The sequence below is a fragment of the Celerinatantimonas marina genome (assembly GCF_046054165.1).
Taxonomy (GTDB): Bacteria; Pseudomonadota; Gammaproteobacteria; order Enterobacterales; family Celerinatantimonadaceae; genus Celerinatantimonas.
The window spans coordinates 20,550-38,808 of record NZ_JBFNXK010000024.1 but is presented as its reverse complement, the minus strand read 5'-3'; the positions used below and the strand labels follow the sequence as shown (position 1 = coordinate 38,808).

Annotated in this window: 14 protein-coding genes and 1 tRNA gene; 5 read left to right on the top strand and 10 right to left on the bottom strand. The window is 43.4% G+C overall.

Going from position 1 to position 18,259, the window contains the following annotated elements:
• The gene (ychF, locus tag ABUE20_RS18605) at window positions 1-1,092 is read left to right on the top strand and encodes a redox-regulated ATPase YchF (protein WP_408621463.1); all 1,092 of its coding nucleotides are present in this window, start codon (window positions 1-3) and stop codon (window positions 1,090-1,092) included.
• 165 nt (window positions 1,093-1,257) lie between these two features.
• On the opposite strand, the gene ABUE20_RS18600 is transcribed toward ychF, so the two are convergent.
• The 5 genes from ABUE20_RS18600 to ABUE20_RS18580 form a co-directional block, all read right to left on the bottom strand.
• A complete protein-coding gene (locus ABUE20_RS18600; RefSeq protein WP_408621478.1) occupies window positions 1,258-1,368 on the bottom strand; it encodes a GNAT family N-acetyltransferase in 111 nt (36 codons plus the stop codon).
• Window positions 1,369-1,407: 39 nt separating this feature from the next.
• Window positions 1,408-1,962, bottom strand: a complete 555-nt coding sequence (locus ABUE20_RS18595; RefSeq protein ID WP_408621477.1) for an NUDIX domain-containing protein — start codon at window positions 1,960-1,962, stop codon at window positions 1,408-1,410.
• A 186-nt stretch (window positions 1,963-2,148) separates the two neighbouring features.
• Window positions 2,149-2,844, bottom strand: coding sequence for an aspartate/glutamate racemase family protein (locus ABUE20_RS18590; protein WP_408621462.1), 696 nt, complete (start codon window positions 2,842-2,844; stop codon window positions 2,149-2,151).
• Window positions 2,845-2,973: 129 nt separating this feature from the next.
• Entirely contained in the window at window positions 2,974-4,956 is a 1,983-nt protein-coding gene (locus ABUE20_RS18585; protein ID WP_408621461.1) for a glycoside hydrolase family 127 protein, read from the bottom strand.
• A gap of 16 nt (window positions 4,957-4,972) precedes the next feature.
• Complete coding sequence (locus tag ABUE20_RS18580) at window positions 4,973-6,364, bottom strand: MFS transporter (RefSeq protein ID WP_408621460.1); 1,392 nt, start codon at window positions 6,362-6,364, stop codon at window positions 4,973-4,975.
• A 195-nt stretch (window positions 6,365-6,559) separates the two neighbouring features.
• Between ABUE20_RS18580 and ABUE20_RS18575 the strand changes: the two genes are divergently transcribed.
• Window positions 6,560-7,381: an AraC family transcriptional regulator gene (locus tag ABUE20_RS18575; RefSeq protein WP_408621459.1), complete on the top strand. Its 822-nt coding sequence runs from the start codon at window positions 6,560-6,562 to the stop codon at window positions 7,379-7,381.
• Between the two features lie 137 nt (window positions 7,382-7,518).
• Complete coding sequence (locus ABUE20_RS18570) at window positions 7,519-8,064, top strand: helix-turn-helix domain-containing protein (RefSeq protein WP_408621457.1); 546 nt, start codon at window positions 7,519-7,521, stop codon at window positions 8,062-8,064.
• Between the two features lie 70 nt (window positions 8,065-8,134).
• Here ABUE20_RS18570 and ABUE20_RS18565 read toward each other — a convergent pair whose 3' ends face one another.
• The 3 genes from ABUE20_RS18565 to ABUE20_RS18555 all read right to left on the bottom strand — a co-directional run bounded on the left by ABUE20_RS18565 (window position 8,135) and on the right by ABUE20_RS18555 (window position 13,449).
• The gene (locus tag ABUE20_RS18565; RefSeq protein WP_408621456.1) at window positions 8,135-9,493 is read right to left on the bottom strand and encodes a hypothetical protein; all 1,359 of its coding nucleotides are present in this window, start codon (window positions 9,491-9,493) and stop codon (window positions 8,135-8,137) included.
• Window positions 9,494-10,174: 681 nt separating this feature from the next.
• On the bottom strand, window positions 10,175-11,041 hold the full coding sequence (locus ABUE20_RS18560; RefSeq protein ID WP_408621455.1) for a glycyl-radical enzyme activating protein: 867 nt from the start codon (window positions 11,039-11,041) through the stop codon (window positions 10,175-10,177).
• Between the two features lie 38 nt (window positions 11,042-11,079).
• The gene (locus tag ABUE20_RS18555; RefSeq protein ID WP_408621454.1) at window positions 11,080-13,449 is read right to left on the bottom strand and encodes a glycyl radical protein; all 2,370 of its coding nucleotides are present in this window, start codon (window positions 13,447-13,449) and stop codon (window positions 11,080-11,082) included.
• A 572-nt stretch (window positions 13,450-14,021) separates the two neighbouring features.
• On the opposite strand from ABUE20_RS18555, the gene ABUE20_RS18550 reads away from it, so the two are divergent.
• Window positions 14,022-14,633: a hypothetical protein gene (locus tag ABUE20_RS18550; RefSeq protein ID WP_408621453.1), complete on the top strand. Its 612-nt coding sequence runs from the start codon at window positions 14,022-14,024 to the stop codon at window positions 14,631-14,633.
• Here ABUE20_RS18550 and ABUE20_RS18545 read toward each other — a convergent pair.
• On the bottom strand, window positions 14,627-15,598 hold the full coding sequence (locus ABUE20_RS18545; RefSeq protein WP_408621452.1) for a ribonuclease Z: 972 nt from the start codon (window positions 15,596-15,598) through the stop codon (window positions 14,627-14,629). The genes ABUE20_RS18550 and ABUE20_RS18545 overlap by 7 nt on opposite strands.
• Before the next feature lie 146 nt (window positions 15,599-15,744).
• Between ABUE20_RS18545 and ABUE20_RS18540 the strand changes: the two genes are divergently transcribed.
• A tRNA-Arg gene (locus tag ABUE20_RS18540) sits at window positions 15,745-15,820 on the top strand.
• Between the two features lie 420 nt (window positions 15,821-16,240).
• Here ABUE20_RS18540 and ABUE20_RS18535 read toward each other — a convergent pair.
• On the bottom strand, window positions 16,241-17,584 hold the full coding sequence (locus ABUE20_RS18535) for an ammonium transporter (RefSeq protein WP_408621476.1): 1,344 nt from the start codon (window positions 17,582-17,584) through the stop codon (window positions 16,241-16,243).
• Between the last annotated feature and the right edge of the window lie 675 nt (window positions 17,585-18,259).

The following is an 18,259-nucleotide window of genomic DNA, read 5'->3' as shown; positions in this document are numbered from 1 at the left end:
ATGGGATTTAAATGTGGGATTGTCGGCCTACCCAATGTCGGTAAATCAACGTTATTTAACGCACTCACCCAAGCGGGTATTGAAGCAGCTAACTTTCCGTTCTGTACGATCGAACCCAACACTGGTGTCGTACCCGTTCCGGATCCTCGTCTTGATGCGTTAGCTGAAATCGTTAATCCCCAACGGATCCTGCCCACGACGATGGAATTTGTAGACATCGCCGGATTAGTCGCCGGAGCATCTAAAGGTGAAGGTCTGGGGAATAAATTTCTAGCCAATATTCGTGAAACCGATGCGATTGGTCATGTGGTTCGCTGTTTTGAAAACGACAATATCGTGCATGTGTCAGGGAAAGTTGATCCGGCAGACGATATTGAAACCATCAATACCGAATTGGCCTTAGCTGACTTAGAAAGCTGTGAACGCGCTATTATTCGCGTTGGGAAAAAAGCCAAAGGTGGCGATAAAGATGCAAAAATCGAACTTCCTGTTCTAGAAAAAATTGTAGGCCATCTTGAAAACGGCGAAATGATTCGGAGTCTGGGACTTAGTGATGACGAGAAAAAAGCGATTGGTTATCTGAACTTCCTGACACTGAAACCAACCATGTATATCGCCAACGTCAACGATGATGGATTTGAAAATAATCCATATCTGGATATCGTACAGGAAATCGCTGATAAAGAAGAGGCCATCGTCGTTCCCGTTTGTGCTGAAATCGAAGGTGAAATTGCTGAATTAGATGCCGATGAAAAAGCTGAATTCATGGCTGAAATGGGCTTAACCGAACCGGGGCTTAATCGAGTGATTCGGGCAGGTTATGAACTGTTGAATCTACAAACCTACTTCACAGCAGGCGTTAAAGAAGTCCGAGCCTGGACCGTTTCTGTCGGTGCCACCGCACCTCAAGCCGCCGCCGTGATCCACACCGATTTCGAGCGCGGGTTTATTCGAGCCGAAGTGATTGCCTACGAGGATTATATTAAATTCCGTGGTGAAAGCGGTGCCAAAGAAAATGGGAAATGGCGTCAGGAAGGGAAAACCTATCGGGTTGCCGATGGCGATGTAATCCACTTTCTGTTCAACGTGTAAGAATGATATAGACCTTGAGGGTTCAAGCCGGCTGATGTCGGCTTTTATTTTGGATTTTTTAGCGAGAGATATTCTATCCGACTCGCTATTTTTCCACGAAGGAAGCATCTGTAATAGGTATCTGGAAGATTTTCATCCCTTCGACTCCAAATCCAAATACAGAATCTATAATTGCATGATATACCGCTGCTCCCGAGCGAAATCCATCAACAACGTTATTAATTGATGACCCACGCCCAGCCCACGAAGTTTCGGATGTAACAAAAACCAACTGATCTGAGCTGGAGCTTCATGATTAAAAAATAAAACCGAGTATTATTTCTGAGGACTTAAAAATCCTTTTAACTTCGCCAGCCCATAGGCATTAGCGGTTGTCGCATCCTGAATATCACCGGAACGGAGCATCGTTTCAAAAGCTTGTAACGTAAATCGCTGCGCAACTAGTCCTTGTTCCTCTTCATCTAGCTGAGGTTCTCTTTGAGTCAAATCAGTTGCCAAATAAATATGATAACGCTGGCTAGAATAGCCATAAGCCAAAAATTGGGAACCAACATACTGCATACATCCGGCGACTAATCCGGTTTCTTCTTTTAATTCTCCAGCGGCCAACATCAGTGGATCAGCATCCGGCTGCTGTTCCCAAGAGCCCTGTGGCAATTCCCAATATCGCCCACCCACCGGATAACGATATTGTTCCACCAGATAGATATGCCCTTCCTGAATCGGAAGGATCACGGCAAAATCGGGTTTATCAACCACCCCATAAATACCTTCATGGCCGCTATCACGACGAATATGATCTTCCCGAACCTGCATCCAGCGATTGGAATAAACAACACGACTTGCCAAAGTTTCTATCTCTTTCAATATGAGCTCCCATTATCAATGCTCAGCCAATTATCGGCCCTGATCGTCAGGGTATAATTTTAATGCATTCAGCAATCGGTTACTCATTGATGGATCACCTTATTCACTTTAGCCTGATTCGCTAAGCTGAATTCCAGCCGGAACATCACGCACGTTTCCAATGCGCCCCAATATGACGCTCAAATGCGATTATCCTCGCAGTGCAAATGCCACAGCTTTTTGCGCATGAATCGCCGTGGTATCCAATAATTTAACGGAAGTATCCGACTGTTCCACCAGCATTCCAATTTCAGTACATCCCAAAATCACCGCTTCCGCGCCCTGTGATGCGAGTTGCTCAATAATCCGTAAAAATTCCCGTTTAGACTCTAAAAGAACGGTGCCCAGGCATAATTCCTGATAAATAACACGATGCACAAGCGCACGATCCGCTTCATCAGGAAGCAATACATCCAAACCATATTGTTCATGAAGCCTTCCTTTATAAAACGATTGTTCCATCGTAAAACTTGTCCCCAATAACCCGACACGAGTCACACCTCCCGCGACCAACTGTTCGGCCGTTGCATCGGCAATATGTAACAATGGGATATGAAGCCGAGCTTCAATTTCCGGTGCCACTTTATGCATGGTATTGGTACAAATCAGCAAACAATCCGCCCCAGCATCCTGAATGTGAATTGCGGCCTGAGCTAGAATCTGAGCACACCCATCCCAATCCCCCTCATGCTGAAGCTTTTCAATCGGTGCAAAATCCACACTATAAAGGACTATCTGAGCCGAATGGAGTCCTCCGAGTTGAGCTTTGATGCCTTCGTTGATCGCCTGATAATAATGCTGAGTGCTCTCCCAGCTCATGCCTCCCAATAACCCAATTGTTTTCATACGCGTTATCCATCAGCCATCATATAGCTCATACTATAACGCCGGTTCACATCCGGATACAGATATAAACCAGCGCCAGTTTACTGCAATGTGCTAACGATTTCTGATTGCGCCATCATTGCTGCGAATTTACAACGACAATTGCTCATTGATCCAAACACGCATTTCACCTTCACCTCGATTTGCCCAGGTAAAATAAGGGATTAACGTCAAGGGTTGTTCCACCCACTGAGGGGCATCGGCATCATAGCGATAGAGCCATTGAGGATCAGCGGCAGATGAAGGTAATTGCAAACGCACCGCCCTTGTTTTTAATAACACTTTATCAGCCAATAACCCCGTTCCAGCCACTTCGGTAAATACAGCGGCAGCACTTAACCGAATGTTATGTAAATGGATCCCATTGTCCGATTGCTCAATGCAGTACACGATAGGTCCTCGTTGCACCGCGATCTGCCCGGCACTATGACGAAGCTTCGGGTTTCCCCGAATAATTCGAGGAGTCATCACCATTCGCAGGCAAATCTTATCGCCACACTGCCAGTTTCGAGTGATCAATGCATATCCTTGATGTTGCCGTGCATTCACCTGCAAGGGCTTCCCGTTTACGTCAATCTGCGCATCCGGACACCAATCAGGGATCCGTAACCCAAGTGTCATGGCAGATTCAGGAGCCTGCTCAATATGCAATAGCATCTGATTTTCCCGGGGATAATGCCCTTCCATGCGAAATTGAAAAATTCCGGCATGGGTCATTAAAGTCGCATGAGAAGCAATATAAAGATTCACCAAGATCTGGTCTGGCTTCACGGTATACATGTAATTGCCCAGAGAGCCGATCAAACGGGCAATGTTCGGTGGACAACATGCGCAACCAAACCAGCGCTGACGTACCGCTTTCACATGATCATAAATATGATTATGGCCAATGGCCTCTGGATATACTTCCAGAGGATTTACATAGAAGAAATGCTTGCCATCCAGTGCCATACCAGCCAACACAGTATTATACAGAGCCCGTTCCATCACATCACCGTAGTGACTATTGGTTTCAAGCTCCAACATTCGTCGCGCCAGCATAATCAAACCAATTGATGCACAGGTCTCCGTATAAGCCGTATCATTCGGCAGATCATAATCACAGCTAAATGCTTCCCCCTCACTTTGGGAACCAATGCCTCCGGTAACATACATCTGCTTGTTGACCATATTATCCCAGAGCGTTTTACAGAGCGCGATTTTACGCTGATCACCACAGCGACTCGCTAAATGAGCGACTCCAGTTAGCAAATAAACAAAGCGTACCGCATGCCCCACAGCCTGCCGTTGCTGATCCAGAGGCAAATGTGCCTGACTGTATGCCTTATCATGGATCATCCATGCCGGACCATGTGTATGCCAGTAGGAGGTTTCACCACGACGTTGATATTCCTCATCATAATAGTGTGGCGTCTGTCCGCGCTGCTCAATAAAAAACTGAGCCAGTTTCATGTAGCGTGATTCATCGGTTACTTCATACAACCGCATCAGAGCCAGTTCTATTTCTGGATGTCCCGGATACCCTTGCAACTGACCGGGTTGAGTGCCGAACACGCGATCAATATAATCAGCAAACTGGCGAACAATCTCTAAAAGACGAGATTTTTGCGTGGCACAATAGTAAGCCACACCAGCTTCGATCAAATGCCCGGCACAATATAATTCATGGCACTCACATAAATTACGCCAGCGTCCATCCGGCTCTTGAACTGTAAAATAAGTATTGATATAGCCATCAGCTCCCTGCGCCTTACCGATCAATTCAATCACTTGATCAGCCAACCCTTCCAATTTAGGATCCGGGTGGTTCGACAGTGAATAAGCGACCGATTCTAGCCACTTGGCCACATCACTATCCTGAAATACCATGCCATAAAAATCACCTTTCAGTTCCCCTGCGGCAATTTTAAAATTTTCGATAGCATGGCTAGGTTCAGTTTCAGGTAAATTGTCATTTAACGCATCCCATTGATATGGGATCACCACCTCATTAATCAACGATTGGTATTGTCCCCAAAACGGATCGGTAATCTGGATCTGAGTAAATTGTGCTTCTGTTGTTTGCGTCATCATCCTGCCTCTGTCGATTTTATTTTAAGTCACTCGCAATACGTTGCATCAGCTGGCTCGTTAATTTGCATCTAAAGATAATGCAGGCCAGCAATAGATGAATAATCGCCGGGATCCACGATTCCAATACACTCATCCCCCGCAATGACGCCGGGCTCTGCTGTGCGATGCCAGGTTGGTAAGCCACCCACACCAGCATCAAACTAATGATCACGGCACTCGAAGCCCAGGCCAACTTAATGCAAAACAGATTAAACGCGAAATTCAGTCCAGAAGAGCGAATTCCGGTATGCCAAAGCCCATAATCATCGGCAAAAGCCATCAACGAGAAATGAAGGGGTAATGTAAAGCCAAGGAATAGGCTATAAATCAAAATGACTCCTAACCAGAGCGTTTGTGTAGACTGATTGGCCGGAATATAAAACATCACCACTGAGAACATAGCCAAAGCGACATTGGTGTAAAAATAGAGCGATTTTGGATCAATATGCCGGGTCAGGTAATTCACCATCATGGGCCCCACAACCAGCCCAGTTGTCACCATGCCAAAAAATAATGAGGTATAACCCGCGTTACCGTTTAAAACATACTTAATAAAATACAGATAGGCCCCCCCTCGAGTATTAAAAATCGTAATCAGTAAAAAAGACATCAATAACATCAGCAGCAACTGATCATTCTTACGAATATTTTTAAGATGGGCCTTAACCGAGACTTTACCTAACGTGCTAACCGCAACGCGTTCTCGAACACTAGCAAAACACCAGATGAACATAATGACGGCGGCACTACACAAAATCGCAACGCCATACTGATATCCCATTGCCTTTTGCGATTCACTGAACAACCCGACAAACCATGGCAGCCCCACCGAAACCATAACCCCAGCGCCCCCTGTGAGTACAAAACGCCAGCTCTGGCACTGGATCACCTCCTGATGATTCGTGGTCATGGTATTAATCAACGCACAATACGGTACATTAATCGCGGTATAACCGATGGATAGCAGCATATATGTGATAAATGCGTATACCACTTTCAGGTTATAACTAACATCCGGCACGGTGAAGGTTAAAATTCCGACCAGACCAAGGGGAACGGCAATCCACAACTGCCAAGGACGAAAGCGACCATATCGGCTATGCGTGCGATCCGCAATAATGCCCATAATCGGATCCGTAACCGCATCAAATATCCGTAACACCATGAATAATAAACCAACAATAGCCGGTGTTAGACCAAAGATATCGGTATAGAAAAAGGTTAGAAAATTACCAATGAGTCCAGTAATAATCGTACCGCCCGCATCACCTAATCCATAACCAAGTTTTTCAGCCACGCCGATGTGAACGTGCGTCCTTGTATTGGGATCCACCAATACACAGGACTCGTGAGAGGTATCGTTTAGCATAATGTAAGTGTCCTGAGGTCTGTTCTATTGTTATTTTTATAACTTAAGATGCGTGAAAATCCCTTCCTCAACAAGATGGGATTTAAGTAGAAAAAGAGGACAAAACCGACTATAAATTCAAAAATGTGACCGTGATCGTGAGGATTTTAAGCGAGCAATTTATAGTAATGGAGTCACACAGATCGGATCACCGACATGACAAACATCTATTTAGATATACCTATCGATATTGAAAATGGCGGGTTATTTATATCCAACGGCACCGGTCGACATCCGCGGCGAGTCATTCACTCATTCGAACTCATTTTAGTTTATTCAGGTTCATTAACCATCAACGAGGAGTCATCGACTTATCCGCTCGGCCCGGGAGATTATCTATTGTTATACCCTCATCAGGAACATTTTGGTGTAGATGATTATCCTGAAGATCTAAAATTTTACTGGGTCCATTTTAATTTAAGTCGCTTTAGTAAAACTTCAGGATCCCAAGATTTTATGCCACTGCCTAAAAACGGCCACATCGCGGATCCCAATAAACTGTATTCACTTTTTAACCTACTATTGCATGAACAAACTCAGGGACAGCATAAAAATACCCTGAACATATTACTGTTATTAATCATCGAAATGATTGGTGAACCCCTTAGCCAGACCTCAATGACAATCACTGAAAAAACCCCGGATCTCGCCTACCGGGCGCAATCGCTGATCCGCCAACATTATCTCTCCGCGATTACCCCCTCATTTATCGCAAGACAATTGCAATGCAATGTGGACTATCTGGGACGCATCTTTAAACGAACATTTCAACACACGCTCACCGAAGCTATTCACGAACAAAAAATCCAGATTGCCCAACAAATGCTGACCGAAACAAACTATCCGATCCAGTCCATCGCTCGCGGAGTCGGCTATACCGATCCAGGATACTTTCGGCGGATTTTTTTAAAACAGGTCAAACTTACCCCCTCGGCCTACCGAAAACTCTATGGCATTCGACTGGTAAACTCCCGCTAAATGGAGCACGCATCAACCATTGGCTCCATCCCAAAACAACATGACTCAAAAACGAAATTGAGTCTCATCACATGAGCCGATATGATATCCCCGACCCATTCTGATTCTGGAACATCACCTTACAACCGAGCGTATTCATGACCCCAGAGGAAACACGTCTTAAACAGCATATAGCGACTCACCTAAAAAACCTTCGAAGCCAACGTAAACTAAGTCTGGATGCTGTGGCCCGACTCACCGGGGTATCCAAAGCCATGTTAGGACAAATTGAGCGAGAAGAATCCAGCCCAACAATCGCCAAACTCTGGCAAATTGCCAGTGGTCTGGACACTTCATTTTCTGCATTCTTAAGTGAAAAGACGACCGAGATGGCCGCACGGGAACAAGCATTTGCTGATGATCCGAATATGCAAATGAGAACTCTCACCGCCTATGATCCAACGGTTAAATTTGAAATATTCGATATCCAATTACTGCACCATCATATTCAGCAATCAGAAGCCCATGCACATGGCGTGATTGAAACGGTATGGGTACTCGAAGGGCAGCTCGATATTTTTTGTGATAATCAATGGCACCCTTTGCAGAGCAATGATACTTTCCGCTTTTATGCCGATCAGACGCATATCTACAAAGCGGTCAGCGAAAGAGTTCGATTTCAGAATATTGTCAATTATACATAATCCCCAGTTGCTGAAGGCGGCAGAAAAAAGCCGGTTAAACAACCGGCTTATAAAAAACAGCTAAGCCATATCAATGTCCAGACAACAGTGCATCCTGAGCTTGCTGAGTTCGGATATCAGCAACACCCCGGACTGTCTTGATTTTAAAGCCATATCCCAGCATCAATGTAGGTTCTTTCTGTTGCAATACACGGGTTGCGCTGAAAGGAAATAACTGCGTAATCATGTGACCATTTTCTTTAAACTGATAGGTCAGCAGGCTATGTTTCATTTTAGGATCAATATCAATACTCTCGCCAAATTCAATATCATCATCATGACGAACATGATCCATCTGTTCTTGAATAATATTGGATAATTCCTGATTCAAGCGACGAGCAGTCTGATTCCAATAGATGAGCAATTGCTTATTCACAAACTGGGATTTCTGGCTATCAGAAATCTCCCGGTTCAACCGATTTTCAACATAGGAATAATCACGCTTCGCCTGGTTATACGTCCGCTCTAACTGATAGAAACGCCCAAATTTATTATCCGCAACAATTTTGGCATTATCCAAAGCATCTTTCGCTTGGCTCAATTGAGCATTCAGCGTTCCTTCCGCTGGACGATACCGATTACCGATCTGCTTCTCAACCTTTAAATATTGCGCAAATAATACTTTGCCCTGTTTATAAGAGGGCGTATTCAATAGCTGATCTTGGGCTGGGAGCAAATAATAACACGTATCATCAAAGACAAAACCATCGACCTCCCGACGAGTATCTCGTGGACAAGTCGCAGATTTAGCACGACGGCTATTATATCGGAAAGAAATACTACTGTTATAAGTATGAATCGGTAAGGATTGATCGATAATATCTTTATTGGTCAGCTCCGTATATTTTTTGAATAAATCGCTGATATTTTGTTTAGCCTGTTTAACGGCCTGTTCAGCTTGATCATATGCTTTTTGCTGATCGGTAATCACCGCCTGATATTGGTCCAGATTAGCTTTTGCCTGATCCATCACACTTTTCTTTGCTGCTAACTGAGGGGCAAATTCTTGTTGCTGTTGCTGAATATGTTCCTTCCAACCCGCATCAATATTTTTATAACTGGTCAGCAGCGTCTCTTTTTCACTGAGCGCTATCTCTTTAATTTTGTCGTTATCTAGGTTATTAAATTCAATTTTTGCTAATGAATCTATATCACGGAATGCATCTTTAGCTGCATTGACCGAACGACTTGCCTGAAGGATCACAGCAAACGCATCATCAGGAAGCTGGTATAAATCGCCCCGGATGAATTCAATATTCTTATTTTTTATCGTTTGAGTAATTATTGGATTAACGTCAACTTTAACTTCCTTTTTTCCACATCCAGCAAGAGATAAAACTATGCCGCCCATCACAGCAGCCTGAACAATCCGTTTATTTAAATAATTCACAAGATTCCCTTTTGAATTTTAGATAAAACCAATCCCAATAGTGAGCTCAAAATGATTGACAATCATCACGAATATAATTGCATATTCATATTCGATAATACGTGAATTAATTTAAAAACTATATCTTAAAAGTATTCAAATCAATGTATGATGAATATATGTTGATGATATTTCGAACTATCCATCCAATATATAGCAGATTTTATGGGATTAGATCTATTATTAGACAGATTTGAACCGTGATCGATATTCCATATCTCAATCACATGTTTTACACATTATCTAACGTACCGAATCACAAGATAGAGAATTCCAATAAATCATCGGAAAAACGATCACGCTCCAGTGACTTGTCTCTTTTATTGTTTCTAAATATGGTGCCTAGGAGCGGTTGCTCCACAATAGAAAGATGGCTCAGAGGGGCATTAGCATTAGCATTAGCATCAGTATCTTAACGTAAGTGAGTACATACTTACTTTGAAATAACCTCCTATTGGAAGCTCTGAACAACAAGGCCCAATTGGCTACCAGTCTTCCCCATTAGGATAGTGCCAAGATAAAACTCAGCACATGATCCAAAAGAGACTTGACCATACGAGAAGAGCGCCGCAACACTCGGCTCGATTCAATAAACCGTCATCCATTATTACATCACTTCACAACGCCTTAATCTAGGGCGAACTAGCCCCATCGCGAGATACCATACTCCGCAAAGATGGCATAGGCATGTTCAATAGCCTCCGGAGCAGGTACCGTAAATGAATGGAAATCATCATGCATTTTAAAAGCCGTATATTTTGCTTTTCCAAGTTCATGATAAGGCAATAATTCAACGGGGGTTCCAGGTAAAAACTGCGAGACAAACTGCGCGGTTGCAGTAATATTCGCATCATCACCATTTACTTCCGGAATAAACGGCAGCCGGATTGTCAACGGGATACCCAGCTCATAAATCCGTTTGGCATTTTTTAAAATGACGCGGTTACCAACGCCCGTATAGTAACGATGCCGGTCATCATCCATATGTTTGATATCATAAAAAATATGCTCAAAATGGCGGATAACGTCCTGTGCTTGACTCCAGCTAAAACAACCACACGTTTCGGCCCAAAAACTAATGCCTAAGAGTTCACACCGTTCAATCACTGCTCGGATAAATTCCGGCTGTAAAAAAGGTTCCCCTCCCGAAAAAGTCACGCCGCCACCACTAAAACGGAAAAACAATTCATCACGGACAATTTTTTGATATACCGACTCAACAGATACTGAAGAACAAGCTATCGACAATGCATTTTGGGAACAGGCCTGAACACATGCCCCACAATATCGACAATCGTGATCTTGTATTGTCACCCGCCTTGGATCCAATAGCTGCGGGCAAGCCTCCTGACAATGGCCACATTGCTGACAACGATGTTCGTAATAGGCCAGTTTGGGGTGCTGTGTCCAAGTTTCAGGATTGGCACACCACTGACAGCGCATCGAACATCCCGCCAGAAAAATAGTCGTTCGAACCCCTTCCCCGTCGTGGATCGAATAATCCTGCATCTGCAGGATTATTCCTGATGATTTCGGCTCACGTTCCATTACGCGAGTGATCCATGAACGGAACGTGCAATAATCGCTTCTTGCATTTCCGGAGACAAGTTCACAAATTGGGTACTATATCCAGCCACCCGCACCAACAGATCGCGATATTGATCCGGATCTTTCTGAGCTTTGCGTAATGTCTCGGTAGAAAGCGTATTAAACTGCACGTGGAATGCCCCCAGTGAGAAATAAGCACGAATAATATTCCCTAAATCTCGTCTGCCCTTAGCGGTTTTAACCACATCTTCTCCGAGGCGTAAATTCAGCAATGTCCCGCCGGTATGAACTTCATGGTTCATTTTAGCGCTGGAGCGCATCGCGGCCAGAGGACTACACACATCACTTCCGGCAAAAGGTGAGACCCCTTCAGTAATCGGCTGTCGAGCGAAACGTCCACACGGAGTGGCCCCAACAATACGCCCAGTCGGAATATAATTGGAAATGCCCATAAAGGCACTATTAAAACGAGACCCAAAGATATCCCGGTAACTGCGGGTTTTACGGTAATAATAATTGGCTATTCGCCGAGCAATGCTATCGACGTAATCATCATCATTCCCATATTTAGGCACATCCAGTGCTTTAGCTCGCAGCGTATCATACCCCTGCCAATTCGCATCCAGCGCCTGATTCAGCTCTACAAAGCTCACAACCTGATCTTCAAACACCAGTTTTTTAATCACCGCGAGTGAATTAGCCACAATCGCCAGCCCAATCCCGGTCAAGACTGGCCCAATGTTATACTTAGCCCCGCCATGAGACAGATCGGTAGCTGATTCAATGCAGTGCTCAATACAGGTCGATAAAAATGGCCGAGGAACCATTTGATAATGGAGTTTTTGGGCAACGAGAGTGGCAATCACAGCATGATCAATCAAGTGACCTATTTGGGAGAAGGTCGCCTCTTCCACTTGTTCATAGTTGCTAAATATCGATTCGACGGGTTCCCCTAATGCTTCGTGGGTCAGTCGGCTTTTACCGTTGTTTAATGCATATTCCAGCGCTGCTGCAAAATTCACATTAACCGCTGACGTCCACTGCCCGGTTTTACGAAAATGAGGCACAACACATCCACAGTTATTCCAGTCCCGAGCATCTTCGGCATCATACCCAGCCTGAAGCAGCATCTGTGTTCCGGCCTGATCATTATGGATCGCCGGAAAGCCGGTGCCGGTACTGACCAAATCGGTTACTGCGCCCATAAATTCAGGAGGACAATCTGAGTGAATCCGCACACTTAATCCCGGCTGATGGGTTTTCACCGCTTCGGTAGCTTCCATACATAGATAGGTCAACTCATTCGTGGCATCATCTCCGTCTCGCGTTTTCCCCCCCAGGGTCATATTCTGAAATTGGTTATACCCTGCGAAATAGCCCGCTGTATTCGCTGAAATTGTCCAAACCCATTCTGAAAATTTGAGCCATAATGCCTGGATCAACTCTCTGGCACCATCCTTAGTCATACTCCCAGACTGAATATCCTGCTGATAATAGGGATACATGTACTGATCAAAACGTCCAGGATTCAGTGCCAACGGATTTTCAGAAATAATGCCACCGAGCTGTACAAACCAGACGAATTGAATCGCTTCATGAAATGACTGGGGAGGATTTTCTGGAACACGACGACACACATAAGCCATCTGCAACAGTTCAGAACGTCGCGCTTTCTCATCAGTCGTTTGCGCAATCGACTCTGCAAGCTGAGCATAGCGCTGAGCCAGACGAATAATACCTTGAGACGTGAGAATGCTCGCCTGACAAAATTGAATTTTTTCAATGTCTTCCGGTTTTGCATAGCTCAACGAAGCTAATTTCTCTTCAAGCTGAGCAATGATGCCTTTAAAACCATACTTGAATAATACATCCGGATAATCCGGTGTAATTTCACCGACAGCCTGACGCCATTTGGAATCGTTATCCACGATACCGGTATCGACAACAATTTGGGCTGTCCTTGGGGGTAACATTGCCAGAAAAGCTTCTTCTAGTGATTTTCCCTGCCAATATGGAAAAATGTTTTCCCGTACGAACGAACGCTGTTCATCCGTCATTTCATAAGGATCCTGGGGACGTTTGTCAAAATTGTCCATTTCCTCATTCACCCATTTCCATGAAAATTCAGGGGTGAGTATGCCAGTTCGACGAAATTTTCCTGCAGTACCGACGACCAATTCATCTTCAAAAATCTGGATATTAAATTGATCACAAAAATCATAAAAAGCCTGTGCTCGACGCAAAATCACAGGCTTTCCTTCGGTTCGCTGATGAGACTCGGTATAAATCCGGGCCCGTTCATAGCATATCGATGGTTTTGAATTCACATAATTTTGTCGTAATCGTTCTATTCGCTCTGACACTGACATTGCTATCCTCCTACCTGATCAACAACGTATGTTATAACGCACAACATAATTCAAGCTAACATAGCTAGTCCTAGTGAATTTTTGTTTTAACGCAAAATAATGTCATCTAATGATTGATTATTTCAGTCATCATTCTGAATTTATCGCATAACTGAATTTAAATAATCTCTAAATTCTATTTAGTTATAATGAGAAAATAACCCTTGAATATGAATGTTAGAAATTAGTATCAGAATGTAGTTTTATTATTTTATTAATGTTAATAACTATAAGTTGGTATCATGAGTTTTATTAACATTGAATCATTCAATATTAATATTTTTGTTTTTATATAATTAATTATCTCACTTACCTTGAATTCAGTTGAAGGTCTGCTAACTTGACTGATTATTTTTGAGATTATTGTGCTCACTCAGGCAGGCTCGAACATTCACTATTACCTACCCAACCCATAAAGTACAACAGGCTCATTAGAATGCATAAAAATCGGCTCTGGATACAACACATCTGTACCCGGCGACGTTGCAACTGGATCATATTCACAATAGAAGATCAATCGATCAGGGAATGCCGTGCTAATCCGTTTTGTCAAAAGAGTCCTATCCATTGCCTTATATATGCTGATCTCGGTATCCATTAGTATCGTCGCAATTGACTATATTTCATTATTGACCGGGATCGCCTGCATCATTATTGCCGCTATGGGTTTTATTCCTTTTTTCATTTGGATAGAGCATCGAATTTTTTTCTGGCCAGCCCAAAATGGGTTACAGGTAACCGAAGGTGAAATATTACAGATACTCAATTCATTAACAGTTGATGGTTTTCTGTTTGAGCTGATCCAATTCGATCATCACTACATTTTAAAACCCCATTTTCGTGATCAAAAATTCAGCTCGTTTCTAAACCAGTACCATATTAATCAGATGTACTACATGCAAATCTGGATGAATACTAAACAGCATACCGTGTATTTTAAGGACCATCTGATCACGCTATCCACATCACTGCTCTTAATCAACCAATGGGAATCCTATCACTCAGACTCAGGCTTGATCTACACGCCCATTTATATGATCGATGATCACAATAAATTAGTCATACTCAACAGCGATAAGCTACATGATAGCCTGATCAATGCCATCACCAATCTAGGATGGAATGTTCGAACCCGGGTTTATTGAAAACCCTCTCCGACCACTTGCAATCTTCCAGCGCGATCCAGATGAAACTCAGCTAAATCATAAGCAAGATACAACTGGCCGGAATAAACATTTCGCGCTTCCTCCTGAATATCCGCAATCGAAAGCAATGAGGTCGAGTGATTTTGATAACGCGGACTAAAATGGGTTAATACTAAATAAGGCAACTGACACTGTTCAGCAAACGTCGCAATCGTATGCGCATCACTATGGCCAAACGCCTTCCCAACTTTTAACGCCACATCTCGGGTATAGGTTGCCTCGTGTACCAGTACCTGACAATCCTGACAGCATTCTGTTAATAATGAAGGCATATCATTATCCCCGGCAATCACGATCTTGCGAGGAGCATGAGCAAACACCCAATAATCACGACCACAAAAGCGCTGCCCCTGATATTCCACGTCTTCCCCCTGACTTATTTTTCCCCATAACGGACCTTTAGGGATCCCATCCTGCTGTAATTTTTCAATATTCAATCCCGGTTTAATATCCCGCTCTTGAAAACAATAAGCATATGAAGGGACCCGATGTGATAAAGGCTGACAAGTGACTGTCATTGCCTCGAATTTGAGATAAGGAAACGTATCCGAGCAGATAAACTCCAGCTCATATGGAATATATAATTGAGTATAACGCTGGGTGGCCATCACCCACTCTGCGATCCCTTTCGGAGCGATAATTTTTAGAGGATCTGTACGGCCATTCATCGCGGCACTAGCTAATAGCCCCAATAACCCATAACAATGGTCCCCATGGATATGGGTTATAAAAATGGCTTTTAAGGTATTAAGCGAAAGCTTGGTATGTAAAAGTTGATGTTGAGTTGCTTCACCACAGTCAATCAAATACCACCCTTTACCAAAGGCCTCACGGATGACAGAGCCACTCACATTACGTGTTTTTGTCGGAACACCGGCAGACGTTCCAAGAAATAACAGATCCATTACGGTGCCTCAATTCTTTAAAATGACCCCCAAACTAGCACTCACTTTAGCAAAATGATGAAAGATTAAGCGGTTACCGACCCAGCTCTTCACTCCCCCCCAAGAAATCAGTATACTCCAACACGTATTTATTGTTTTACCCAGATGTCCCCTTAGTTCAGCAGGATAGAACAAGGACCTCCTAAGTCTTAGACGTGAGTTCGAATCTCGCAGGGGACGCCACCACTTTGAGTTTATTTAGTTTATATCTGTGTAGCAATTCATATCGCGCATTCGTAGCGATGAATAGAAAAACAATCACTCTGCGAAACAGAATAATCATTCTGCCGCAGCATTCCCCCTATTCGACACTCAAGTTCCGGCTAATTTTGAGACCTCAATGGCCTCCAATAGATAACAAGCCTAAAATTTACTCATTTCGAATATTATTAAAACTATTTATAATGTGTTCAGTTTATTTATAGGTATCTGCAATCACAGTTCTCGATTTTATTCGGCCCGATGATTCACTAAAAGATGTCTAGAAATCAGTGGTGATTCAGATAATAAAAAACCTGACTGTATTTCTAATACAATCAGGTTTCAGAATTCAATCGTAAAGTAATCATCAAGAAGGCATGTTTGCCATACCTTCTTCAATCATTATTCTTTATCAGTACTACCTGAGCCAATGTGAACACCAGCAGAGACATTCATTGTATGGAAATCAGGATATGAGTTTGCACCATGTTCGGCATAGTCCAAACCAGCCATTTCTTCTTCTTTGGAAACACGCATTCCAATAACCACATCGATGATTTTGAACAAAATCAAACCAGCGATAAAGGCCCACAAGAAACAAGCGACAATACCAACGACCTGAATTCCTACGGTATGCCATGAGAAACCCGCTTTATCAAACAGACCTGCAGCTAATGTCCCCCAAGCCCCACAGACACCGTGAACCGAAACGGCACCGACTGGATCGTCAACTTTAATCCGATCAAAGAATGCAACCGCAATCACAACCAGAATACCGGCAACTAAGCCAATGATCACAGATGATAATGGAGTAACGTTAGCACAACCCGCTGTAATACCTACCAGACCGGCTAAAGCACCATTCATGGTCATGCCCACATCGCTCTTACCATGTTTCATCCAAGTATAAAGCATTGATGAAACAGCCGATGCAGCAGCAGCCAAAGTGGTAGTCACCGCAATTGAAGCAATTGAAGAGTCACCTGTTGTTGTTGAACCAGGGTTGAATCCATACCAACCGAACCACAACAGGAATACGCCTAAACCAGCCAACGGGATATTATGGCCAGGGATCGCACGAGGTTTTCCGTTTTTATCAAATTTACCTAAGCGAGGACCCACAACAACAGCACCAGCCAGAGCTAACCAACCGCCCATTGAGTGCACCACTGTTGAACCAGCAAAGTCGATAAAGCCTAAGCCTTCCAACCAACCGCCGCCATGATACAAGCTGCCCCACGCCCAACTTCCGAAAATCGGATAGATAAGGGCTGAAACAAAAAACGAATACACACAATACGCACTAAACTTAGTTCGTTCAGCAACCGAACCGGAAATAATCGTTGCAGCAGTTGCACAGAATACGACCTGGAACATCCAGAACGCATAATTCCATGCTTCGTTATCACCGGTTGCCCCACTAAAGAAGAAATCAGTGGTACCAAATAAACCATTGGTGACCCCAAACATTAAACCGAAACCAACTGCCCAGAAGGCTAATGAACCGATACAAAAGTCCATCATATTTTTCATTAAGATGTTGGCCGCGTTTTTGGCTCGAGTCATCCCAATTTCAACCAGAGCAAAACCTGCCTGCATTAAAAAGACTAAAAACGCAGCGACACATGTCCATACAAAGTTCAAGTTAGTTTGTACTGTATCGGCAGTCACCGGCGTATCAGCCATTGCCACAACAGGTACTCCAGCAATCAAGCTTACTAGTAGTACCGAAGACAATTTCCTCATGATATCGATCTCCTTTGTTAACTCTTCTATTCCCTGACGTGATGAACTCTCATTAATCGCACCTTGCAACAACTGATCAAAAGGGGCCTGCCCTTGCTTACTCAAGATCAAATGTACATTGCTCTTAATAACCGACTAAACGCAAAGGAATCCCTTAAATAATGCGAATCTAACCAACGCTATATTCTCTGAACATTTGAAAAATAATAAGAATATAGCGATAAGGCTTTCCTGTTATCGGTTCTGCTATTGCATAGATTATTCCAATATAACCATACAAAAGTCTTATCATGGATAAAGACGCTTAAAAACACGTAATATAATGAAAAATATGAAAAATTTTATTTTTGATATTCCATTGACATGAATGTAATGACGTGAGTAAACAAATTTTTTGTCGCAAAGAACGCATTATGCGCTGTTAGCGAACGTGGATTAGAAAAAAGCATTAAATGTGATCACCAATAATTGAGCAAACGCACCATAAAGGATCGCTTTTGTAAACGATTGATGCTTATTAGGGCGTATTGCGCTTTTATGATAGCTTTTGCAACACGTGTCGTGCATTTACCGAGGGCAGACCAGTGATGTGTCACAAACGACATAAGTTATAGCGAACACCGGCTCCATGAGTGCCAAATGCAGCCCGAAGAAGTGACCTAAAAATAATGTATG